At 70.2% G+C, this 22,229-nt stretch carries 22 protein-coding genes; 11 read left to right on the plus strand and 11 right to left on the minus strand.

Translation table 11 applies throughout. The features are described 5' to 3' along the window. The first annotated feature begins 5 nt into the window (after window positions 1–5). The gene (locus ACQW02_RS02475) at window positions 6–1,274 is read left to right on the plus strand and encodes a bifunctional folylpolyglutamate synthase/dihydrofolate synthase (RefSeq protein WP_431283699.1); all 1,269 of its coding nucleotides are present in this window, start codon (window positions 6–8) and stop codon (window positions 1,272–1,274) included. Window positions 1,275–1,293: 19 nt separating this feature from the next. Here the strand turns inward: ACQW02_RS02475 and ACQW02_RS02480 are convergent, their stop codons facing one another. The 3 genes from ACQW02_RS02480 to trxA all read right to left on the minus strand — a co-directional run bounded on the left by ACQW02_RS02480 (window position 1,294) and on the right by trxA (window position 3,225). Beyond that, window positions 1,294–1,695, minus strand: coding sequence for a BLUF domain-containing protein (locus tag ACQW02_RS02480; RefSeq protein WP_431283700.1), 402 nt, complete (start codon window positions 1,693–1,695; stop codon window positions 1,294–1,296). A gap of 65 nt (window positions 1,696–1,760) precedes the next feature. After that, window positions 1,761–2,882, minus strand: a complete 1,122-nt coding sequence (locus ACQW02_RS02485; protein ID WP_431283701.1) for a PQQ-dependent sugar dehydrogenase — start codon at window positions 2,880–2,882, stop codon at window positions 1,761–1,763. 10 nt (window positions 2,883–2,892) lie between these two features. After that, window positions 2,893–3,225, minus strand: coding sequence for a thioredoxin TrxA (trxA, locus tag ACQW02_RS02490; protein WP_431283702.1), 333 nt, complete (start codon window positions 3,223–3,225; stop codon window positions 2,893–2,895). 236 nt (window positions 3,226–3,461) lie between these two features. Between trxA and secB the strand changes: the two genes are divergently transcribed. The 5 genes from secB to ACQW02_RS02515 all read left to right on the plus strand — a co-directional run bounded on the left by secB (window position 3,462) and on the right by ACQW02_RS02515 (window position 9,261). Then, window positions 3,462–3,962 (plus strand): protein-export chaperone SecB, encoded by a 501-nt coding sequence (gene secB, locus ACQW02_RS02495; RefSeq protein ID WP_431283703.1) that lies wholly within the window; start codon window positions 3,462–3,464, stop codon window positions 3,960–3,962. Window positions 3,963–4,089: 127 nt separating this feature from the next. Further along, on the plus strand, window positions 4,090–5,163 hold the full coding sequence (locus ACQW02_RS02500; protein WP_431285996.1) for a glycosyltransferase family 4 protein: 1,074 nt from the start codon (window positions 4,090–4,092) through the stop codon (window positions 5,161–5,163). Window positions 5,164–5,198: 35 nt separating this feature from the next. After that, window positions 5,199–6,776 (plus strand): bifunctional phosphoribosylaminoimidazolecarboxamide formyltransferase/IMP cyclohydrolase, encoded by a 1,578-nt coding sequence (gene purH, locus ACQW02_RS02505; protein WP_431283704.1) that lies wholly within the window; start codon window positions 5,199–5,201, stop codon window positions 6,774–6,776. Beyond that, entirely contained in the window at window positions 6,773–8,026 is a 1,254-nt protein-coding gene (locus tag ACQW02_RS02510; RefSeq protein ID WP_431283705.1) for a DNA recombination protein RmuC, read from the plus strand. The genes purH and ACQW02_RS02510 overlap by 4 nt, the downstream gene beginning before the upstream one ends. Beyond that, window positions 8,023–9,261, plus strand: a complete 1,239-nt coding sequence (locus ACQW02_RS02515) for a NupC/NupG family nucleoside CNT transporter (protein ID WP_431283706.1) — start codon at window positions 8,023–8,025, stop codon at window positions 9,259–9,261. The genes ACQW02_RS02510 and ACQW02_RS02515 overlap by 4 nt, the downstream gene beginning before the upstream one ends. Before the next feature lie 36 nt (window positions 9,262–9,297). Here ACQW02_RS02515 and ACQW02_RS02520 read toward each other — a convergent pair whose 3' ends face one another. Both ACQW02_RS02520 and recR read right to left on the minus strand, forming a co-directional pair. Next, on the minus strand, window positions 9,298–9,939 hold the full coding sequence (locus ACQW02_RS02520) for a M23 family metallopeptidase (RefSeq protein WP_431283707.1): 642 nt from the start codon (window positions 9,937–9,939) through the stop codon (window positions 9,298–9,300). 56 nt (window positions 9,940–9,995) lie between these two features. Beyond that, the gene (gene recR, locus ACQW02_RS02525; RefSeq protein WP_431283708.1) at window positions 9,996–10,613 is read right to left on the minus strand and encodes a recombination mediator RecR; all 618 of its coding nucleotides are present in this window, start codon (window positions 10,611–10,613) and stop codon (window positions 9,996–9,998) included. Window positions 10,614–10,734: 121 nt separating this feature from the next. Here recR and ACQW02_RS02530 point away from each other — a divergent pair, with 121 nt between their 5' ends. The 4 genes from ACQW02_RS02530 to ACQW02_RS02545 all read left to right on the plus strand — a co-directional run bounded on the left by ACQW02_RS02530 (window position 10,735) and on the right by ACQW02_RS02545 (window position 13,668). Next, window positions 10,735–10,926 carry a hypothetical protein gene (locus tag ACQW02_RS02530; protein WP_431283709.1) on the plus strand — a complete coding sequence of 64 codons (192 nt, stop codon included), beginning with the start codon at window positions 10,735–10,737 and terminating at the stop codon, window positions 10,924–10,926. A gap of 74 nt (window positions 10,927–11,000) precedes the next feature. Next, window positions 11,001–12,203 carry an aspartate aminotransferase family protein gene (locus ACQW02_RS02535; RefSeq protein ID WP_431283710.1) on the plus strand — a complete coding sequence of 401 codons (1,203 nt, stop codon included), beginning with the start codon at window positions 11,001–11,003 and terminating at the stop codon, window positions 12,201–12,203. Beyond that, entirely contained in the window at window positions 12,200–13,147 is a 948-nt protein-coding gene (argF, locus tag ACQW02_RS02540; RefSeq protein ID WP_431283711.1) for an ornithine carbamoyltransferase, read from the plus strand. The genes ACQW02_RS02535 and argF overlap by 4 nt, the downstream gene beginning before the upstream one ends. 134 nt (window positions 13,148–13,281) lie before the next feature. Continuing rightward, entirely contained in the window at window positions 13,282–13,668 is a 387-nt protein-coding gene (locus ACQW02_RS02545; protein WP_431283712.1) for a BLUF domain-containing protein, read from the plus strand. An 8-nt stretch (window positions 13,669–13,676) separates the two neighbouring features. Here ACQW02_RS02545 and ACQW02_RS02550 read toward each other — a convergent pair whose 3' ends face one another. The 6 genes from ACQW02_RS02550 to ACQW02_RS02575 all read right to left on the minus strand — a co-directional run bounded on the left by ACQW02_RS02550 (window position 13,677) and on the right by ACQW02_RS02575 (window position 20,605). Beyond that, complete coding sequence (locus ACQW02_RS02550) at window positions 13,677–14,222, minus strand: hypothetical protein (protein ID WP_431283713.1); 546 nt, start codon at window positions 14,220–14,222, stop codon at window positions 13,677–13,679. Next, a complete protein-coding gene (locus tag ACQW02_RS02555) occupies window positions 14,219–16,051 on the minus strand; it encodes a transglycosylase domain-containing protein (protein WP_431283714.1) in 1,833 nt (610 codons plus the stop codon). Before ACQW02_RS02555 ends, ACQW02_RS02550 begins: the two co-directional genes overlap by 4 nt. Window positions 16,052–16,169: 118 nt before the next feature. Continuing rightward, a complete protein-coding gene (locus ACQW02_RS02560; RefSeq protein WP_431283715.1) occupies window positions 16,170–16,859 on the minus strand; it encodes a CBS domain-containing protein in 690 nt (229 codons plus the stop codon). 115 nt (window positions 16,860–16,974) lie between these two features. Next, complete coding sequence (locus tag ACQW02_RS02565) at window positions 16,975–18,300, minus strand: ABC transporter permease (RefSeq protein WP_431283716.1); 1,326 nt, start codon at window positions 18,298–18,300, stop codon at window positions 16,975–16,977. Next, window positions 18,297–19,025: an ABC transporter ATP-binding protein gene (locus tag ACQW02_RS02570; RefSeq protein WP_431283717.1), complete on the minus strand. Its 729-nt coding sequence runs from the start codon at window positions 19,023–19,025 to the stop codon at window positions 18,297–18,299. The genes ACQW02_RS02565 and ACQW02_RS02570 overlap by 4 nt, the downstream gene beginning before the upstream one ends. Continuing rightward, the gene (locus tag ACQW02_RS02575) at window positions 19,025–20,605 is read right to left on the minus strand and encodes an efflux RND transporter periplasmic adaptor subunit (RefSeq protein ID WP_431283718.1); all 1,581 of its coding nucleotides are present in this window, start codon (window positions 20,603–20,605) and stop codon (window positions 19,025–19,027) included. The genes ACQW02_RS02570 and ACQW02_RS02575 overlap by 1 nt, the downstream gene beginning before the upstream one ends. Before the next feature lie 112 nt (window positions 20,606–20,717). Between ACQW02_RS02575 and ACQW02_RS02580 the strand changes: the two genes are divergently transcribed. Next, the gene (locus ACQW02_RS02580) at window positions 20,718–22,190 is read left to right on the plus strand and encodes an FAD-dependent monooxygenase (RefSeq protein WP_431283719.1); all 1,473 of its coding nucleotides are present in this window, start codon (window positions 20,718–20,720) and stop codon (window positions 22,188–22,190) included. The last annotated feature ends 39 nt before the right edge of the window (window positions 22,191–22,229 follow it).

Here is a 22,229-nt window from a genome sequence, read left to right on the forward strand (position 1 = left end):
AACTCATGTCGCGGTCAGAGGTGATTATCGACCGGCTGCACGGGCTGCACCCGAAGCTGATCGACCTGAGCCTGGATCGGTTGCAGCGCGCGCTGGCGGCGCTGGGCCATCCGGAACGGCGGCTGCCGCCGGTGATCCATGTCTCCGGCACCAATGGCAAGGGCAGCACCTGCGCCGTGCTGCGCGCGATCGCCGAGGCCGCGGGGCAGCGGGTGCATGCCTATTCCTCGCCCCACCTGGTGCATTTTGCCGAGCGCATCCGGCTGGCTGGCACGCTGGTGACCGAGGAGGCGCTGGTCGATGCGCTGGAACGGGTGGAGGCGGCCAATGCGGGGCTGCCGATCACGGTGTTCGAGGTGACGACGGCGGTGGCGCTGGTGCTCTTCGCCGATACCCCGGCGGATCTGCTGGTGCTGGAGGTGGGCCTGGGCGGCCGCTTCGACGCGACCAATGTGGTGGACCGGCCGGTGGCCTGCGCGATCACCAGCATCTCCATGGACCACATGGATTTTCTGGGCGACACGCTGGCCCTGATCGCGGGGGAGAAGGCCGGCATCATCAAGCCAGGCGTCCCCGTCGCCACCGGCTTCCAGCCGCCCGAGGCGATGGCCGTGATCGAGGCCGAAGCAGCCACGCAGGGCGCGCCGCTGCGGGCGCGGGGGCGGGATTGGGACGTGTCGCCCGAGGGCCGCTTCCGCGACGATGGCAAGACCATCGCCCTGCCGCCCCCCGGCCTGCCCGGGCCGCACCAATTGGAAAACGCCGGCATCGCCATCGCCGCGTTGCGCGCCTGGAACCCGCCCTGGCTGAACGATGCCGCCATTCGCGAAGGCGTGGCCAACGCCCGCTGGCCCGCGCGATTGCAGCGCCTGTCGGGCGATCTGGCCCAAAGCCTGCCGGCGGGTTTCGAACTCTGGCTGGATGGCGGGCACAATGAAGGCGCCGGCCGCGCCCTGGCCGCCCACCTGCCGGCCTGGGCCGACCAGCCGCTGCACTTGGTCGTCGGCATGAAATCCGGCAAGGCGAGCGAGGCGTTTTTGGCCCCGTTGCTGCCCTTCGCTACCACGGTCTGGGCTGTTGCCGAACCGGGCCAGCATCTGGCGATGTCGCCCGAGGCGATCATCGCCGCCAGCGGCGGCGTCGCGCGGCCGGGGCCGGATGTGGCCGGCGCGCTGGCGCAGATCGCCGCCCTGGCGCCGGGCCGCGTGCTGGTCTGCGGCAGCCTGTATCTGGCCGGTGAGGTGCTGAAGGCGGATGGGTCGGTGCCGGCTTAACCAATCCCCGCTTAACCGATCACGGTGCTGGTTCGGCCGCGATCCGGGCAAAGACCGCGCGGGCTTCCTCCATCGGCGCCTCGCGCACGGCCCCGGCGCGCACATCGGCCGGCGACCACATCCAGGAGCGCATCGGGTCGTCCCGCATGTCCCACTGCGGGAACAGCCGCTCATTCGTGTCGCCGGTCCAGATCAGCGACACATCCACGTGGCGGTCGTCCTGCAGGATGCGGCCGAAGGTTTCGGTCACCAGGGTCCGCGGCCCTTCCAACATCTGCATGAACAGGTCGGAGCGGCAGATCAGCGCCCCGGTGATGCCGCGCCGCGCATTGTTGCGCCGGGCCGCCAGCAGGATGTCGTCCAATCCGGACTCGGTGAAGCCAAACGGGCGTGACGCGTAGATCAGTTGCGTAAGGCGCATTGGCCGGGACCCCCCTGTCGTTGCGGGGATCGTTCCAGAAAACATCCACGCTGCCGAGGGGCTTTTTACACCGCATCCAGCCGCAGGATTCGCCCGCGTGGCTCATCCGTCAGGATCAGCAACCGCCCATCGGCGCCCTGCACGACCTGGCGGAAGCGGATCTTGTCCCACAGCAGTCGTTCTTCGGCGGTGATGCGGTCGCCCTCCATGGCCAGCCGCACGAGGCCGGGCGGGTTCAGGCAGGCGAGGAACAGGCTGCCGCGCCAGCCGGGGATGGCGTTGCTGGTACAGAAGGCGATGCCGGAGGGGCTGATCGCGGGCACCCAGACCCGGGCCGGGTCTTCAAAGCCCGGGCGGCTGGTGTCCGGGCTGATCTGGGTGCCGTTGTAGTTGCGGCCGTGGGTGACCAGCGGCCAGCCGTAATTGGCGCCGGGGCGCAGGATGTTGATTTCATCGCCGCCGAGGGGCCCGAACTCCGCTTCGAACATCGTGCCGGTGGCGGGGTGCAGGGCCATGCCCTGGGGGTTGCGGTGGCCCAGGGTGTAGATTTCCGCACGTGCCCCTGGCTGGCCCACAAAAGGGTTTTGCGGGGCTGGCGCGCCGTCGCGGGTCAGGCGCAGCACCTTGCCCGCCAGATCGTCCAGCCGCTGTGCCCGGCCGGGGGTGATGAAGCGGTCACCGACGCCGAGGTACAACAGCCCATCCGCGCCAAAGGCCATGCGCCCGCCGTAGTGGTTGCGGCCTTGCGCCTGGGCGGGGGTCGCATCCAGCAGCGGGGTCACGTCGGTCAGTGCGGCCGCATCGGGCGCCAGGCGCGCGCGGACCAGGCGGGTGACGGCGCCGCCTTGCAGCATCGCCGCCTGGGTCAGGTAGATCTCGCGGCTACGGGCGAAATCCGGCGCCAGCAGCACGTCCAGCAGCCCGCCCTGGCCCTGCGCCACGACATCGGGCACCCCGGCCAGGGGCGCCGAGACGGTGCCATCGGGACCGATGACGCGCAGCCGGCCGGGCCGTTCGGTGACCAGCAGTCGCCCATCGGGCAGCACGGCGGCGCCCCAGGGGTTCTGCAGCCCGGTCGCCAGGGTCGCGACGCGGAAGGTCGCGGCCTGGGACCTGTGGACTTCCTGCGCCCGCGCGACAAAGGGGGCCGCGAGCGCGGCCCCGATCGCCAGGCGGCGAGAGATCATCGGTGAGAGATCAACTGCCGAGCGCGCCCGCCAGCCATTCCTTCATCTGCGCCCGCGGCATGGCGCCGACCTTGGTCGCGATCGGCTTGCCGTCGCGGAACAGGATCATCGTGGGGATGCCGCGCACGGCGTATTCGTTGGGGGTCATCGGGTTTTCGTCGATATCCACCTTCGCGACCGTCAGGCGGCCGGCGTATTCGGTGGCGATCTCTTCCAGGATCGGGGCGACGGCGCGGCAGGGGCCGCACCATTCGGCCCAGAAATCCACCAGCACGGGGCCGCTGCTTTCGATCACGTCCTGCTTGAAGGTCTCGTCGGTCACGGGCTTGGTCATGTCGCTCATCGCGGCTTGGTCCTGTCGGGCCGGGGGCGGGAGGACCCCCTTGGGACAGAAGGTCGTGTCGCGGGGCGCCGCGGTCAAGCACAGTTGCGTCAGGGCGGTGTCGTGGCGTTTGCCATGTGCCCACCGCATGGCCGGGCGGGGCGGGCGACGCCACGGGTTCCGCCCGCCCGCGCCGCGTGGTAGGCGCGGCCCCATCCACCGGCTTGCCCGGCCCCCCACCCGCGATAGGTTCCCCGATGTCCGACACCCAGCCGCCCGCCGCGACATCCAACGGCGCGGCAACCCCGACCGGCGACGCGCCCCTGCCGCTGTTGATGAACCTGCAATACACCCGCGACCTGTCGTTCGAGGTTCCGGGCGCCCCGGAAATCTTCACGACCATTCGCGAACAGCCCCGCATCGACCTGTCGCTGGACGTGCAGGCCCGCCCGCTGCCGGGGGGCAATGTCTATGAGGTTTCCCTGCAGATCCGCGCCGACGCCAAGGTGGGTGAGACGGTCTGCTTCATCGCCGAACTGGCCTATTGCGGCATCTTCACCGTGAACATCGCGCAGGAGATGCTGGAGCCGTTGCTCCTGGTCGAATGCCCGCGGCTGCTGTTCCCCTTCGCCCGCAATATCCTGGCCGATGTGACGCGCGACGGCGGCTTCCCGCCGGTGCTGCTGGCGCCGATCGACTTCGTGGCGCTGTGGCAGTCCCGCCGTGGCCAGGGCGCGGCGCCGGTCGCCAACGCCTGATTTTGTCGCGGTGACGCGGCCCGCGGCCGCAGGGCCGCAGGACACCCCAGCGGCCGCAGGGCCGCAAAACCTTCCCGTGGCCGCGAGGCCGCAAAAGGTTATCGAAGTCGCGCATATCGACTTCGCGATGCTGCATTTCCTGATGCCGCTGATGCGCGGCGCCAGGGCACGCGGGCATGAGGTCATTGGCGTCTGCGCCGAGGGCCCCTTGCTGGCCGGACCCCGCGCCGAAGGGTTTCGCATCATCGGCGCCCCCATGGTCCGCAGCCTGAACCCGGTGGCGCAATTCCGCGCCGCGGTCTGGCTGTGGCGGTTCTTCCGGGCGGAAAAGCCCGACCTGGTGCATGGGCATTTCCCGATTTCCGCGCTGCTGGCCCGCGTGGTCGCGCGCCTCGCGGGTGTGCCGCGCGTCGCCTACACGGGCCATGGCTTCCTGTTCAATCAGCCGGGGCCTGCCTGGCGGCGCTATCTGTCGCTGGTCCTGGAATGGATCGGGGGGCGCGCGACCGATGTGTTCCTGACGGTGGGGGAGGAGGAGGCGGCCGATGCCCGGCGCCTCGGCATCGCGCGCGATGCCATCGCCATCGGCAATGGCCGCGACCCCGCGCGATACCGCCCCGATCCCGTGGCCCGCGCGGCGATTCGCGGCGAACTCGGCGCCCCGCCCGAGGCCTGCGTCATCATCGCCGTCTCCCGCCTCGTGCGGCACAAGGGGCTGGTCGAGTTGCTGGGGGCGATGGAGCAGGTGCCGGGCGCCATCCTCTGGGTCGTCGGCGAACGCCTGGCTTCCGACCATGGCGAGGATCTGGAGCCGGTTCTGGACCAGGCCCAGGCGACGCTTGGGTCGCGCTTCGTCCGGCTGGGCTATCGCAGCGACGTGCCGGCGCTGCTGGCGGCGGCCGATGTCTTCTGCCTGCCATCCTATTTCGAGGGCCTGCCGATGGGCGTGATCGAGGCCATGCTGACCGGCCTGCCCGTGGTCGCGACCGATATCCGTGGCTGCCGCGAACAGGTGGTGCCGGAGGAGACCGGCTTGCTGGTCCCGGCCATGCAGACCGCCCCCCTGGCCGCCGCCCTGGCCCGGCTGGCCGCCGACCCGGATCTGCGGGCCCGCATGGGCGCCGCCGGCCGCGCCATCGCGCTCGACCGCTTCGACGAGGTCCGCGTGACCGCGCGGACCCTGGACCTGCTTGGCCTCTGAGCCTATCCCGCCCCCGCCAGACCCCGAGGTTTCCTATGACCGACATCATTTCCCCCAAGCGCGCGCTGATCTCCGTTTCCGACAAGACCGGCCTGATCGACTTCGCGCGGTTCCTGGCGGCGCGCGGGGTGGAAATCCTGTCCACCGGCGGCACGGCCAAGGCGCTGCGTGAGGCGGGGGTGCCGGTCATCGATGTCTCCGACCACACGGGCTTTCCGGAAATCCTGGATGGTCGCGTCAAGACGCTGGTGCCGCAGGTGCATGGCGGGTTGTTGGGGCGGCGGGACCTGCCCGAACACGTGGCGCAGATGGACGAACACAAGATCGCGCCGATCGACCTGCTGGCGGTGAACCTCTACCCCTTCGAGGCGACGGTCGCGGCGGGCGGCGATTTCGATGCCTGCATCGAGAATATCGACATCGGCGGCCCCGCCATGATCCGCAGCGCGGCGAAGAACCACGCCCATGTCGCTGTGCTGACCGAGCCGCAGCATTTTGCCGAAGCGCAGGCGGAGATGGAGAGCCTGGGCGGGCTGTCGCTCGGCACCCGTCGTCGCCTCGCGGTCGCGGCCTTTGGGCGGACGGCGACTTATGATGGTGCGATCACGCGCTGGTTCTCGGCGCAGAATGGCCAGGCGTTTCCGGCGCGACTGGCGATCCCGGGCTTGTTGAAGCAGGGCCTGCGCTATGGCGAGAACCCGCACCAGCAGGCGGCGGTCTACGACGACGGCACCGGGCGGCGTGGGGTGGTCTCGGCGCAGCAGATCCAGGGCAAGGAATTGTCGTTCAACAATCTGAACGACACCGATGCGGCGATCGAGGCCGTGGCCGAATTCGACCAGCCCGCCATCGTCATCGTCAAGCACGCCAACCCCTGCGGCGTCGCCATCGGCGCCGATCTGGCGGCGGCCTGGGATGCGGCGCTGCGCTGCGATCCCGTTTCCGCCTTTGGTGGCATCATCGCCGCCAACCGGATTTTGGACGGGGCGGCGGCGGAGAAAATGGCGGCGATCTTTTCCGAGGTCGTGATCGCGCCGGATGCCGATGACGATGCGCGGAAGATTTTTGGCAAGAAGAAGAACCTGCGCTTGCTGCTGACCGGCGGGTTGCCCGATCCGGCGGCGCCCGGCCTGTCCTTCCGCAGCATCGCAGGTGGGTTTTTGGCGCAGTCGCGCGATGCGGGCCGCGTGACGGAAGCCGATCTGAAGATCGTGACCCAGCGCGCGCCGACGGCCGAGGAACTGGACGACCTGTTGTTCGCCTTCCGCGTCTGCAAGCACGTCAAGTCCAACGCCATCGTCTATGCCAAGCACGGCGCCACCGTCGGCATCGGCGCGGGGCAGATGAGCCGCGTGGACAGCGCCCGCATCGCCGCCTGGAAGTCGGAGGAAGCGGCCAAGGCCGCCGGCAGCGACGTGCCGCTGGCGCGCGGGTCGGTGGTGGCGTCGGACGCCTTCTTCCCCTTCGCCGATGGCTTGCAGGCCGCGGCGGCGGCGGGGGCGACGGCGGTGATCCAGCCAGGCGGGTCGATGCGCGACAATGAGGTGATCGCGGCGGCGGATGCGGCCGGGCTTGCCATGGTGATGACGGGCATGCGCCACTTCCGGCATTGAACGACCTAACCCTCCCGATTCTCGCTATTGCCGCCGCCGTCGTGGCGGTGGTGCTGCTGGCCGCCATGCTGCTGCACCCGCGCGGTGACGGGGCGGCGGCGCTGCTGCAATCCGTCGTCGCGGCACAGGCGCAGCAGGCGGAACGGCTCGCCGGGTTGCTGCCGGCGGTGGAATCCGTCCTCGCGGCGCAATCCCTGGCCATGGCGGATCGTGCCCGTGCGGATAGCGCCGCGCTGAATGATCGTGTCGCCCAGGCCACCTCCACCATGACCGATGCGCTGCTGGCCCAGGCCAAGGCCGTCGGGGAGGCCGTGGCGAAACAGAACGAGCGGCTGGACGCGCAGGACGCCAGACTGGCCGAACGGCTGGCGGCGCAGAACGAGGGTTTGGCGCAAGCCCTGGCCGGCCAGACGGAAAAGGTCGGCCGGCAATTGACCGACCAGATGACCACGGCCCAGGCGACCGCGGCGGCCATCACCGAACGCCTGGCCGTCATCGACGCCGCCCGCACGAATATCGAGGCCCTGGGCGCGCAGGTCGGCTCGCTGTCGGCGATCCTGTCCAACAAGCAGACGCGCGGCGCCTTCGGAGAGGTGCAACTGCGTTCGCTGCTGGAGGACCGTCTTCCACCAGGCGGCTTCGACTGGCAATTCACCCTCTCCACCGGGGTGCGCGCCGATTGCCGCATCAACCTGCCGTTTCCGCCCGGCCCGATCGTGGTGGACAGCAAGTTCCCATTGGAGGGTTGGCAGGCCGTCCAGGGCAATGACGACCCCATCGCGCTGCGCGTCTTCGCCGCCAGCGTCCGCAAGCATGTCGATGACATCGCCAAGAAATACATCCTGCCCGGGGAGACGGCGGATGGCGCGGTGCTCTTCCTGCCGTCGGAAGCCGTTTATGCCGACCTGCACATGCGCCTGCCGGAATTGATGGAGGAGTCGAACCGGCGCCGGGTCTACGTCGTGTCGCCGACCACGCTCTGGGCGGTGCTCGGCACCATGCGCGCGCTGATGCAGGATGTGCGCGTCAGGGCCGAGACGCGGAAGATCCAGGACGCGGTCGGCACCCTCGTGGTCGATGTCGGGCGTCTGGAATTGCGCGTGGGCGAGTTGCGCCGGCATTTCGACCAGGCGCACCGGGACATCGGACAGATCGAGATCAGCACCAGCAAGATCGCCCGCACGGGCGAACGCATCGCCGCCGTCGAACTGGACGAGGCGCTGCCCGCTGTCCTGCCGCCGCCGCAATGAGCGCGTTGCAGGCCCAGTCCCTTGCGGGCCTGCTGGCCCTGGCCGGGCTCGCTTGGGTTATCGGCGGCTGTGGCCGTGTGTCCTGGCGCATCCTGGTCGCGGGGCTCGGCGGGCAATTGCTGCTGGGCGCAGCGCTACTGCACCTGCCGCCGCTGCGGGCCGCCTTTGCCGCCATCGGCCGGGCGGTCGATGGGCTGGCGGTCGCGACCCGGGCCGGCACGGCGCTGGTGTTTGGCTACCTGGGCGGCGCGCCGCCACCCTTTGAAGTCCTGCGGCCTGGGGCGGATTTCGTGCTGTTCTTCCAGGCCTTGCCGCTGATCCTGGTGGTCGGGGCGCTGTCGGCGGTGCTGTATCACTGGCGCATCCTGCCGCTGGTGGTCGGTGCCATCTCCCGCGCCGTGCGCGCCGCATTTGGCTTGTCAGGGGCGGCGGGGTTGTCGGTCGCGGCCAATGTCTTCGTCGGCATGGTGGAAGCCCCCTTGCTGATCCGCCCCTGGCTGGCCGGGCTGTCGCGGCCGGAATTATTCGTGGTCATGGTCGCGGGGCTGGCGACGATCAGCGGCAATATGCTGGTGGTCTATGCGATGATGATCAGCCAGGTCGTGCCGGATGCGGCGGGGCAGTTGCTGGCGGCATCGCTGATCGCGACCCCGGCGGCGGTGCTGGCGGCCCTGCTGATGGTGCCGGGCGCGACGACGCAGGCCACGCCCGATCCGGTGCCGCCACGGCTGTATGAGAGCACCCTGGATGCGCTGCTGAAGGGCATTTCCGATGGGCTGACCCTGATGCTGAGCATCATGGCGGCGCTGGTCGTGTTCGTGGCCCTGGTGGCGCTGGGCAACATGATCCTGGAACCGCTGACCGGCCTGACCTTGCAGACCGTCGCCGGCTGGGTGTTCCGCCCCCTGGCGCTGGCGATGGGCGTGCCCTGGGCCGAAAGCGGGATTGTCGGCGCCAGCCTGGGCACGAAGATCGTGGTCAACGAGTTCGTCGCCTATCTGGAGATGGCGACCAGCGGCGGCCTGGGGCTGACGCCGCGTTCGCGGCTGATCCTGACCTATGCGCTCTGTGGCTTCACCAATTTCGCCTCGCTCGGGATCATGCTGGCGGGGATGGGGGCGATGTGCCCGGAACGGCGCGCGGATATTTTGGCGCTGGGGCCGCGGTCGCTGCTGGCGGCGGCGATCGCCTGCTGCATGGCGGGGGCGACCGTGGGGGTGCTGACGGCGCCGTAGGGCATTGGCGATGAGGACCTCGCCTGGCCTCAGATTTCATCCCGTTCGCGCGGCGCGGGCGATCCTGTCGGTGACCGCGTCGCCGTGGAACAGGCGTGGGCGATAGTCCTGCGGGTCGCCAAAAATCTTGGCCGGGTCAATGCGCCCGGCAAGTCCTTGGCCGGGACGCGGTTCGCTGCGGAACTCGAAATGCAGATGCGGGTAGCGCGGAAACTCTTTGGCATTTCCGGTCATGCCGGACTCGGCGACGGCCTCGCCGCCCTTGACGAATTGTCCTGGCGCGACGGTCACCTTTGAAAGATGGGCATAGGCCGCGAAGATCTGAGCCGGCGCATTAGGCAGTCCGAGTAACCGCAGGACCAGAACCTGCCCATAGTCTTTCGATTCATAGACTTTCGCGACCCATCCTCCAGACACTGCAAAGCAGATGGTCCCGCTCATCGCGAAAAAATCCCACCCTTGATGCACACGTGCCCCGCCGGCACGGACATGCCCGAACGTCGCACTCTTCCATGACGCCAGATGCCCGGCCGATTTCGGGAACCTGAGGTCGAAGATGATGTCATCCTCTCGTAGGACGGGCTCCGCCAGGGGCATGAACAAACAAGCCTTGGAAAAGCTGGAAAGGGTCTTCGCCAAGCCCTCAAGAACGAAAAATGGCATCGCAACCTCCATCATCGTAAGATGAGGATCATTGCAACCTCGTCCTGAATCAAGCGCCGTCTTGCCTCCGCCTAAACCTCCCGCCGTGCGCGCCAGGCCGCCGCCAGCGTGCCCTCGTCCAGCACATCCAGCGCACCGCCCATGGGCACGCCCTGCGCCAGGCGGGTGACGCGCACCCCGGCCCCGCGCAGCGCGTCGGCCACCACATGTCCGGTCGCGGCGCCATCCACGGTGGCGGGCAGGGCCAGGATCACCTCCTCCACCCCGCCGGCCGCGACCCGGTCCTGCAACGGCCGGATCGCCAGATCCTCCGGCCCAATCCCGCCCAGCGCCGACAGCACGCCGCCCAGCACGTGATAGACGCCGCGATGCGCATGGGCCCGTTCCAGCGCCCAAAGGTCCGCGACCCCCTCCACCACGCAGACCAGGTGCCGGTCGCGGTGGGTGTCGGTGCAGATGTGGCAGGGGCTCTGGCTGTCGAGGTTGCCGCAGGTTTCGCAGGGCACCACCGCCTCGGCCGCCGCCATCAGCGCATCGGCCAGGGGGCGCATCAGCCGGTCCGGTTCGGTCAGCATCCGCAGCACCGCGCGCCGGGCGCTGCGCCGGCCATAGCCCGGCATGCGGCCGAGCAGGGCGATCAGCCGCTCGATCGGATCGTTGACAAGAATAGGGGGAAGCGGCGGCGCCATGACCCCGCATAGCGCCAAGCCAAACTTTCGGAAACCTTATCATGCCTTTGCATTGCCATCTTCACGCCATTTCATGGCACAGTTCACCCCGCAGCCTCACGCTGGAAGAAGGAGCAAGCCCATGTCGCAGATCTGGACCCGCAGCCTGCTCCACGCGCTGATGATGTCGGGCGCGGCTGCCCTGGCCGAAACGCCGGCGGTGGCGGGGCAACCCGTCGCCGACCGGCCGCTGGCGGTCTGGCAGGACCCGACGCCGGCACCCGAACCCAACCCCCTGCATGAGGGGTTCCGCGCGCCGTCGAAATCGGGATAGTCTCGCGCCCTCCGCGGCGGCCGGCGCGGATTTCGTGCCGGCGCATGCGGAGACAACACGACGGAACCGATGCTGTGATCCCCGCCTTGATGCCGACCTACAACCGCGCCGACCTTGCTTTCGAGCATGGCCAGGGCGCCGTGCTGTGGACGGTCGATGGGCGACGATTCCTCGACTTTGGCGCTGGCATCGCGACCAGCAGCATCGGCCATGGCCACCCGCACCTGACCAAGGTCATCGCCGAACAGGCGGCCAAGGTCATGCATGTGTCCAACCTGTATCGCGTGCCGCAGGCTGAGCGCCTGGCGCAGCGGTTGGTCGATTCCTCTTTCGCCGACAGCGTTTTCTTCTGCAACTCGGGGGCGGAAGCCAACGAGGGCATGATCAAGGCCGTCCGCAAGTATCACGCCGAGAACGGCCACCCGGAACGCTTCCGGATGATCTGCTTCGAGGGCGCGTTCCACGGCCGGACCCTGGCCACGCTGTCGGCCACGGGCAACGAGAAGTATCTCGCCGGCTTCGGCCCGCCGGTGGAGGGGTTCGACCACGTCCCCTTCGGCAACATGAACGCGCTGCGCGATGCCATCGGGCCGGGCACGGCGGGGATCATGATCGAGCCGATCCAGGGTGAGGGCGGGGTGCGTCCGGCCAGCCTGGATTACCTGCGCGCCCTGCGCGCGGCGGCGGATGAATTCGGCCTGCTGCTGGCGCTGGACGAAGTCCAGACCGGCATGGGCCGAAGCGGAAAACTCTGGGCGCATCAATGGGCCGGGATCGAGCCGGATGTGATGTCCTCGGCCAAGGGGATCGGCGGCGGCTTCCCGCTCGGTGCCATCCTGGCCAAGGAGAAGGTGGCGCAATACCTCAAGCCCGGCACCCATGGCACGACCTATGGCGGCAATCCGCTGGCCTGCGCGGCCGGCAATGCCGTGCTGGACGTGATCCTGGCGCCTGGGTTCCTGGAGCAGGTGGACCGCGTCGCGCGCCACCTGTGGCGCGGGTTGCTGGACCTCGCCAAGCGCCATCCGCAGGTGATCGAGGACGTCCGCGGCGCCGGCCTGCTGGTCGGCATCAAGCTGCGCGAGGGCATCGTGAACACCGACGCCCAGGCCGCCGGCGTCAACGAAGGCCTGCTGTCGGTCGCGGCGGGCCAGAACGTCCTGCGCCTGGCCCCGCCGCTGATCATCACCGAGGCCGAGGCGGATGAGGCGCTGGGCCTGCTCGACCGCGTGATGCGCCGGCTGACGCCCTCGGCCGCGAATATCGCCGCGAAATGAGCGCGGCGCGACAGGTGACGCCGCGGGGCACGGCCCCGCGGCACTTTCTTGAATTGAGCGACCTGGATCCGGCGACCCTGCGCCGGATGCTGGACCTCGGGGCCGCCGCCAAGAAGGGCCAGCGCACGGACCGGCCGCTGGCCGGCAAGACCGTGGCGCTGATCTTCGAAAAGCCCTCCACCCGCACCCGCGTCTCCTTCGAGGTGGGCGTCCGCCAGTTGGGCGGTGAGGTGGTGGTGCTGGATGGCAAGGAAATGCAACTCGGCCGGGGCGAAACCCCGGCCGATACGGCCCGCGTGCTGTCGCGCTATGTCGATGCGATCATGCTGCGCACGGCCTCCGTCGCCCGCATCCGCGAATTGGCGAAATACGCGACCGTGCCGGTGATCAACGGGCTGACCGACGTGTCGCACCCCTGCCAGTTGATGGCGGATGTGATGACCTTCGAAGAACATCGCGGCCCGATCGCGGGGCAGGTCATCGCCTGGACGGGCGATGGCAACAATGTCGCGCAATCCTTCATCCAGGCCGCCGCGCGCTTCCGCTTCACCCTGCGCATCGCCACGCCGGCGGAACTGGCGCCGCCGGCCGAACTGATCGCCTGGGCGCGGGCCGAAGGGGCGACCATCGAGCTGACCACCGATCCCGATGCCGCCGTCGCGGGGGCCGCCTGCGTCGTCACCGATACCTGGGTCAGCATGAACGACGAGACGAGCCAGGCGAAGATCAGCCGCCACAACCTGCTCGCCCCCTATCAGGTCAACGCGCGCCTGATGAAGCAGGCCGCCCCCGATGCCATCGTGATGCATTGCCTGCCGGCCCATCGTGGCGAGGAGATCACCGACGAGGTGATCGACGGCCCGCAGAGCGTGGTTTTCGACGAAGCCGAGAACCGCCTGCATGCCCAGAAGGGCGTGTTGCTCTGGGCCTTGGGTATCGCCTGATTCGGGTAACCGGACCCTAACCTTTTATCCCCATGGTCCCCGCCGGGATCAGGGGGCGGCATTTCGCACCCGGGGCCTGCTGCATGCCGGGGGCGCGGACGCCCGGCGCCCCTGGCGCGAAAAAGGTGCCTGCCGTGACCCGACCCCTGCAACGCCTGACCTATTTCAGCCAAAGCCTGATCCGAGGTCCGGACTGGTTCATCGAGGGTGAGATCGCGCGCCTGCTGGCCGTCGCACGGGACCGCAACCGCCAGATGGCGATCACCGGCATGCTGCTGTTCAACGACGGCTGCTTCGCCCAGATCCTGGAAGGTGCCGCCGAAGACCTCGACACCCTGCTGCGCAGCATCACGGCCGATCCGCGCCACGCGGGGGTCACGGTGATGCAGCGCGGCCTGATCGACATCCGCGCCTTTCCCGACTGGAACATGCACTACATCGCCCATGCCGCGCCGATCGGGGCGAAAGGCGGCCCCGGATTGTTCGAGCGCCTGTCCGGCGTGGCGCAGGCCCGGGCGTAGCCCCGCCCTTACGGCGCGTAGGGCAGCACCAGCACCGTGCCGTCCCAGGTGCCGCCGCAGGCCGCGGCCGCGGCCGCGAATTGCGGCGTCGATGCGCGCGGCGTCGGGTGCGGCGTCAGCCCCGCTCCGCCGCTGGGATCAGGCGTCAGGCGCAGCACCGGCACGATATCAGGCCCCGACATTTCCAAGGCCCATCCCAGCAGCGCCAGCGCCATCTCCGGCCGCGCCCAGACCACGGGGGGCAGCGCCTCGTCTTCCAGCCGGACGCTGCGCCCGGCCACCACATCCAGCAGCGGCAGCAGCGCCGCCAGGGCGACGCCGGGCTTGGATGGCGTGACACCCGGATCGCGCGGCATGGCCAGGAAGCCCGACAGCAGGGCGGTCAGGCGATCGGCCGCCTCCTTCGCCCGCCCGGCCTGGCGGGCCACGGCCGAGCCTTCCGCGGCGCCGCGCAGGATCAGGTCCAGATTGCCCAGCAGCACCATCATCAGGTTGTTGACGCCGTGCCGAACCGGCCGGCTGACCGCTTCCATCGTCTCGGCCACTTCGGTCATCGCGCGCCCTCCATCACTTCGCGGAAGAGCCGTGCCGGAAGGTTGCCGCCCGCGATCCCGTCCATCGGGGTCGCATCGTCATTGCCCATCCAGGCGCCGGCCGCCAGTGCATTTGTGCCGCTGCCCACGCAGCCGATGAACCAGGCGTCTCGCCAGCCCTGGGTCGTGCCGGTCTTGCCGATCACGCTGCGGCCCGGGATGGCGGCGGCGCGGCCGGTGCCGCGATCCACCACCGCTTCCAGCATCCGCCGCATCTGGGCGGCGTGCTCGGGTTGGATGACGCGCACGGGCGGGGTCTGCGGGACCGCCACGGGGCGGCCCTCGGCCTGCGCCTGGGCGATGCCGAAGGGGGTCACGCGCATCCCGCCGTTGCAGAAGGCCGCCATGGCGGCGGTCAGTTCGATCAGGCTCGCCTCCCCGGTGCCGAGGGCGATGGTCCCGTCGTTCGGAAACGGCCCGGCCAGCCCCAGCCGGCGCGCGACCGCCGCCGCCCCCGCCGCGCCGCCACCGCGCGCCAATACGCGCACCGCCGCGGTATTGACCGAATGGGCCAGCGCGTCCTCCAGGCTGACGTCGCCCCGGCTGCGCCAATTGCCGTTGCCGGGCTGCCAGCGGCCGGACAGCGCCAGGTCGCTGACCGCATCCGACGGCGTGGCGCCGCGTTCCAGCGCGGCCAGGAAGACAAAGGGCTTGAACGCGCTGCCCGGCTGGCGCCGCGCCTGCACCGCGCGGTTGAAGGGGCTGCGGGAAAAACTGCCGCCGCCGACCATCGCCCGCACCGCGCCGGTCGCGGCATCCAGCACGATGAACCCCGCCTGGCCCACGCGCGCGGCCGGGCCGGAACTCGCCAGGATCGCCTCGATCCGCTGTTCCGCCGCACCTTGCAGCCGCAGGTCCAGCGTGGTCCGCAGCAGCAGGTCGGCATTGCCCGGAAAGCGCGTGGCCAGGTCGTCGCGCACCCAATCGGCGAACCAGCCGGTGTCGCGGCCGGGAAAGGCCGGGATGGCGATGCGCTCGGCCTGCAGCATGCCATCGGCCGCGGTCAGGGCGCCGGTTTCGACCATGTCGTGCAGCACTTCGATCGCGCGGGCGGACGCGGCATCGGGGGCGGTGCGGGGGTTCAGGCGGGATGGCGCCTTGGGCAGGCCGGCGAGCATGGCCGATTGCCAGGGCGCGAGACGTCGGGCCGACACCCCGAAATACAGCCGCGCCGCCGCGTCCACGCCAAAGGCGCCGCCGCCGAGGTAGACGCGGTTGAGGTAGATCTCCAGCAACTGGTCCTTGCTGAACCGGCTCTCCAGCCACAGCGCCAGGATCGCTTCCTGCCCCTTGCGGCGGAAGGATCGTTCCGGCGTCAGGAACAGGTTTTTCGCCAATTGCTGCGTCAGCGTGCTGCCGCCCTGGACGACGCGGCCCTCGCCGAGGTTGGCCCAGAGCGCGCGGGCCAGGCCGATGGGGTCGAGCCCGAAATGGCTGCGGAAGCGACGGTCCTCGATCGCGATGAAGGCCGCCGGCAGGTGCCGCGGCATATCGGCCAGGCGCAGTGTTTCGCCATAGAGGTCGCCCGATGTCGCGAAGGCGCGGCCGTCGCTGGCCAGCAGGGTGGTCGCCGGGCGGCGGGTCGTGGCCAGCGCCGCGTCCGGATGCGGCAGGTCCCAGATCAGCAGCAGCGTGCCGGCGGCCAGCGCCAGCGCGCCCCAGACGGCCGCCATCGCCGACCAGCGCAGCCAGCGCAGCGGGGCAGGCCGCGCCGCGACGCGTGGCGTTGGGGGCGGCGTGACGCGTGCTGGGGCCGCGCTGACGCGGCGTGGGACGGGCTGGCGGGGCACCGACCCTTGCTAGCCTATGGTCGCGCGGATTTCCATGAACAGATGGTTAGGCCGCATGTTTCACCCGTTTTGGCCGGGACGCACGCCATCATCCTGGAACGATGCGGAAAACCGGTGGCTAGAATGTCGCGCGCAGCACCAGCGGCATCGGGTCCATCCGGTCGCGCACCTCGGTCACCCCGGGGATATCCCGCGCCAGCACCACCAGCGCCCGGCGCATGTCGTCGGACCGCGCATAGCCATACAGCGTGACGACGCCATCCTTCACGTCCGGCGAGACCCAGAGCGTATCGACCCAGGGCTGTTCGCGCATCGCCCCGCCCACCGCGCGCAGGATCGCCCGGTCGTCCCGGTCGGCGATGGTCGCGGGCGCGCGCAGCAGGGCGCGCAGCAGGTCGGCGCGGCTGACCAACCCGGCCAGCTTGCCGTCGCTCAGCACCAGCACGCGTCGGATGCCGTGCTTTTCCATCAACTGCGCGATCTGTTCGGAGGTGGCATCCTCGGTCACCGTCACCAGCCTCGGCGTCATGACGTCGCGCGCGACGGCGCCATGCGCCTTGGCATAGCGGCTGGCGAGGGGGCGGGTGCCGCCGAACAATTGCAGGAACCAGTGCATCGGCCCGGGCGGCTGGTCGGCCAGGCGGCGGATCAGGTCGCCCTCGGTCACGATGCCAAGCGGCACGCCGTCCGCATCCACCACCGGCGCCGCCGAGACGCCGCGCGCGGCCAGCAGTTCGGCGACCGCCAGGACGGGGGTTTCCGGCGAGACAACGACAATATGGGTGGACATCAATTCGCGGGCCTGCATGGCGCGTCTCCTTCCTTGGGCATGCCGGGGCGGTGGTCTCGCCCCCGGCGCGGAAGAAGTCGCACGGCATTTTGTCGGCGGTCTATGCGATGGATCAATGACCGGGCGCTGGCCCTCAGTCGTGCCGCAGCGCCGTGATCGGGTCCAGCCGCGCCGCCTGCCGCGCCGGCCAATAGCCGAAGAACAGGCCGGTCAGGCCCGACACGCCGACCGCGAGCAGGATCGCATCCCATTCCACCAGCACGGGCCAGCCACCGGCCTCGGCCATCACATGGCTGATGGCGATGCCGGCGCCGACGCCGGCGGCGCCGCCCAGAAGGGCCAGCAGCACGGCTTCGGCCAGGAATTGCGCCAGGATGTCGGCGCGGCGGGCGCCGATCGCCAGGCGCAGCCCGATCTCCTTCGTGCGCTCGGTCACGCTGACCAGCATGATGTTCATCACGCCGATGCCGCCGACCAGCAGCGACACGGCGGCGACCGAGGCCAGCAACACCGACAGCGTGCGCGACGAGGCGTCGCGGGTGGCCGCGACCTCCGAAAGGTTCCTGATCTGCACGCTGTCCGGCTCATTCGCTGCGACGCGGTGGCGCTGGCGGAACAGGGTGCGGAGCGCGGCCTCGGCGGCGGCCATGTCCTCGCCTTCGTGCACCTTCACGCTGACCACGTTCACCGCGCGGGCATTCGCGCGCGATGCGCCCATGACGCTGCGACGCGCGGTCCAATAGGGGATGATGACGATGTCATCCTGGTCCTGCCCCGCCGTGTTCTGCCCTTTGCGCGCGAGCACGCCGATCACCTCGAACGGGGTCGCGCGGATACGGATTTCGCGTCCCACGGGGTTCTCGTCACCAAAGAGGTTTTCGGCGACCGTGGCGCCGATCAGCGCGAGCTTGCGGCCGGAATTGGCCTCTTCCGGGCTGAACAAACGACCTTCGTCGATCGCCCAGTCATGCGCGACGAAGTAGTCGAGGCTGGTGGCGAGGATCGACGTGGACCAGTTCTGGTTGCCCGCCACGACCTGGAAGGATTGCCGGATCGATCCGGCCGCGACCTCGACCGCCGGCAGGTCGCGCATGATCGCTTCGGCATCGTCCCAGGACAGGTTCTGCCGCTGCCCGGCGCCCAGGCGCACGCCGCCCTGGGTCACGCTGCCGGACCAGACCATCAGCAGGTTCGCGCCAAGCGACTGGATCTGCGCCATCACCTGCTGCCGCGCGCCGGCGCCGACGGCGACGGTCGCGATCACGGCGGCGACGCCAATGAAGATGCCGAGTGCCGTCAGCATCGAGCGCAGCGCATTCGCGGTCAGCGCGCGAAAGGCACCGCCCAGCGCCTCCAGCGGATTCATCCGGCCCGAACAGGGCGGCATCGGCGGCAGGCCGGCGGGCGCGGCCGTAATAGGCGCGATGACCGGCGCGAGTTCGCGGACGGGGGCGTTCATGCGGCGGCCCGTTCGGCCAGAAGCGCGGCCGCATCGACCGGCGTGCGGGCTTCGTCGCGCAGCAGGTGGCCGTCGGAAAACCGCAGCACCCGACTGGCAAAACGCGCCACGGCCTCATCATGGGTGACCACCATCACCGCCATGCCGCCGGCATGCAGCGCCTGGAACAGCGCCATGATCTCCAGCCCCGTGCGGCTGTCGAGTGCGCCGGTCGGTTCGTCGGCCAGCAGCAGGTCCGGCGCATTGACCAGCGCGCGGGCGATGGCGACGCGTTGCTGTTGGCCACCCGACAATTGCGAAGGCCGGTGGTGCAGCCGGCCGCCCAGGCCCACGCGATCCAGCGCCATCGCCGCGCGGTCGCGCCGCGCGCCACGGCCGAGCCCGCGATAGACCATCGGCAATTCCACATTCGCCAGCGCATCGGCGCGCGGCAGCAGGTGGAAGGACTGGAAGACGAAACCCAACCGTCGCGCCCGCAAATCCGCCAGCCGATCCGGCGGCAGGTCGGCGACGTTTTCGCCCGACAGGCGATAGGTCCCGCGCGTCGGCCGGTCCAGGCAGCCGATCAGGTTCAGGAAGGTGGACTTGCCCGATCCCGATGGCCCCATCGCGGCGACGAAGGACCTCGCCGGCACCGACAGGTCGACCCCGTCCAGCGCCTTCACCACGCCATCCCCGGCCGGGTAATGGCGCGACAGGTCGCGGGTTTCGATCAATGCCGCCATCAGAACAGCCGCCGCGCCGTGCCCGTGGCCGCCGTTGCGCGTTCGCTGCCGACCACGACCTTGGCGCCCGGTTCCAGGTCGCCGCCCGTCACCTCGGTCACGCTGCCATCGGACAGGCCGATGCGGACCTGCACGGCACGGGGCGGGGCGTTTTCATCCTCGCGCACCCAGACCGTGCCCGCCTGGCCGGCGCGGCCGCGGCTGGCGGCCAGTTGCGCGCGCTGGTCGGGGGTCAGCACCCCGTTCAGCCGCGCCGTCAGCCGCTGCCGCGCCGCCTGGGCCATCGACCGCCGCGCATCGGCGTCGGAGGGCAGGGCCGCGATGCGTTCGCGGAATTCGGCCTGGGCGGCGGCGATGTCCTGGCGCTGCGCCGCGCTCAGGTCGGGCAGGTCGGCCAGCGCCTGTTCGATCGGGGTCTGCGGCGCGGCGGGCGCGCCGCCGGGGGCGGCGGCCCCGGCCGGGCGCCAGCGCAGCGCCGCGTTCGGCACCCGCAGCGCATTCGGCCGCTGGTCGGTGATGATGCGCAAGGTCGCGGTCATGCCCGGCAGCAGCCGGCCGCGCGTATTCGGCACGGTCACCACCACCGTATAGGTCACCACATTGCTGATGGTCGTCGCGGCCAGCCGGATTTCCTTCACCCGCCCGCGGATCGTCTCGTTCGGGAAGGCGGAGACGGAGAAGGTCGCTTCCTGCCCGGCCTGCACCCGGCCGATATCGGCCTCGTCCACCGTGGCCCAGACTTCCATCTCGTCCAGGTTCGCCGCGATCATGAACAGGATCGGCGCCTGGTAGGTCGCGGCGACGGTCTGGCCCAGGTCGACGTTGCGCGACACCACGATGCCGTCGATCGGGCTGCGGATGGTGGCATTGTTCAGGTCCACCTCGACCTGGCGCAGTTGCGCGAGTTTCTGGGCCTCGGTGGCGATCGCGGTCTCGACGCTGGCCTGGGCGACGCGGGCTGCGGCGGCGGCACCCAGCACCTGGGCTTCGGCCTGCGCGGTCTGCGCCTGGGCGCGCAGCAGGTTCGACCGGGCGCCCTCTGCCGTGAAGCCGGTGCGCAGCGCGTCGCGGGAGGAACCGACGCCGGAGGTGCGGAGTTCGGCCGTGCGCCGCGCCTCGCTTTCCGCGTCGCGCAGCAGGGCTTCCATGCCGACCGCATTGGCCTGGGCGGCGGTCACGGCGGCGGTGGCGCTGCCGCGTTCGGCCTCGGCACGTTCGGCCTGGGCGCGGGCGACCAGCACGGCGGCCTGGGCCGACAGGAGGTCGGCGGCGGCGGCGGCACGACGGGCCTCGATCGTCGCGGTATCGAGTCGCGCGATTGGCTGGTTGGCGGTCACGCGGGTGTTGAAATCGGCCATCAATTCGCGGATCTGGCCGGACAACTGGCTGCCGACCTGCACCGACAGGACAGGGTTCACCGTGCCGGTCGCGGCGACGACGGAGGTGATGGCGCCGCGATCGGCTTCGGCCACCCGCAGCAAGGGCCCGGCGGCGGCATCGGCGGCGCGGCTTTGCCAAACCCACCAGCCGCCACCGGCGGCGAGGGCAAGCAGGACGATCAAGGGAAGGGCGCGGCGCATGTCCGTAACATAGGCAGCGCCGATGCCTTTTGCATGTGCCGAAACGTGACGGCCTGGCTTGCCCAGGCGGTCCGCTTCCGCAATGTTCATGCTCCCCTGCCGAGGCCGCTCCATGAATCCGGATGTTCTTGTCGTCGGTGCGGGTCCGGTCGGGCTGACCATGGCGGCCGAATTGGCGCGCTACGGTGTTCGTGTCCGCATCGTCGAAAAAGCCGCCGCGCGGACCGACAAATCCAAGGCCCTGGTGCTCTGGAGTCGCAGCCTGGAACTGATCGATCGCATGGGTTGCGGCGCCGCTTTCGTCGCGGCCGGGTACAAGGTGAAGGGCGTCAACATCATCGCCGGCGGCAAGCCCATCGCCCATATCACCCTGGACGCGCTGCCGACGCCGCACGCCTATGCCCTGATGCTGCCGCAGAGCGAGACCGAACGCCTGATGGAGCAGCACCTGAACAGCCTGGGCGTGCAGGTGGAGCGGCAGGTCGAGATGACCGGTTTTTCCGCGACGCCGGACCGCGTATCGGCGGTGCTGCGGCATGCCGATGGGGCGGAGGAAAGCCTGGAATCCGCCTTTCTGGTCGGCTGCGACGGCGCCCATAGCGCCGTGCGCCACGGGTTGGGCATGGCCTTCGATGGCGAGACCCTGCCGAGCGACTGGATCCTGGCCGATGTCCATCTGGCCGGGCTGCCGGTGGGGCCGGATGAACTGGCGATCTACTGGCACGCGGATGGGGTGCTGGCGCTGTTCCCGATCACACCTGGCCGCTACCGCGTCATCGCCGATATCGGCGATGCGCGCGGCGATGGCCACCCGGCGGACCCGACGCTGGAGCAGGTCCAGGCGCTGATGGACCGGCGCGGCCCCGGCGGCATCACGGCCTCCGCGCCCGTCTGGCTGGCCGGGTTCCGCATCAACGAACGCAAGGTCGCCGACTACAGCGCCGGGCGCGTGTTCCTGGCCGGCGATGCCGCGCATATCCACAGCCCGGCGGGCGGGCAGGGGATGAACACGGGGATGCAGGATGCCTGCAACCTCGGCTGGAAACTGGCGCTGGTGCTGCGCGGGCATTCGGCGGCGCTGCTGGACAGCTACAGCATCGAACGCAGCGCGGTCGGGCGCCAGGTGCTGGCCGATGCCGGGCGCCTGACGAGCGTCGCGACCCTGAAGGGCGGGCTGGCGCAGTCGCTGCGCAATCATGTCGCCTCGCTCGTGCTCGGCCTGTCGCCGGTGCGGCGCAAGATGACAACCGCGATGGCGGAACTGTCCATCGGCTATCCCGACAGCCCGCTGACCACGGCCGGCAGCCCCCCGCATGGCGGCCCCGCCGCCGGTGCGCGGGCGCCGGTCCTGGACGCGACCGATCCGGTCGGCGCGGGCAGCACGCCACGCTTCGCGCTCTTCGCCGAGGCAAGCGCCGAGAGTGCCGCCTTGATCGCGCGCCATCCCGGCTTGCTGGAACCGCACACCCGCCCGCCCTTTGCCGCTGGCGGCATCTGGCTGGTGCGCCCTGATGGCTATGTCGCCGTGGCGGCGGGGGCCGGGGATTGGGCGCGGGTGGGCGCCGCGCTGGACCGGATCGCGTAGGGCCGAAACCAACCGGTCATCCCTTCGGGTCCACACTCA

Source organism: Humitalea sp. 24SJ18S-53 (assembly GCF_050632385.1).
Lineage (GTDB): Bacteria > Pseudomonadota > Alphaproteobacteria > Acetobacterales > Acetobacteraceae > Humitalea.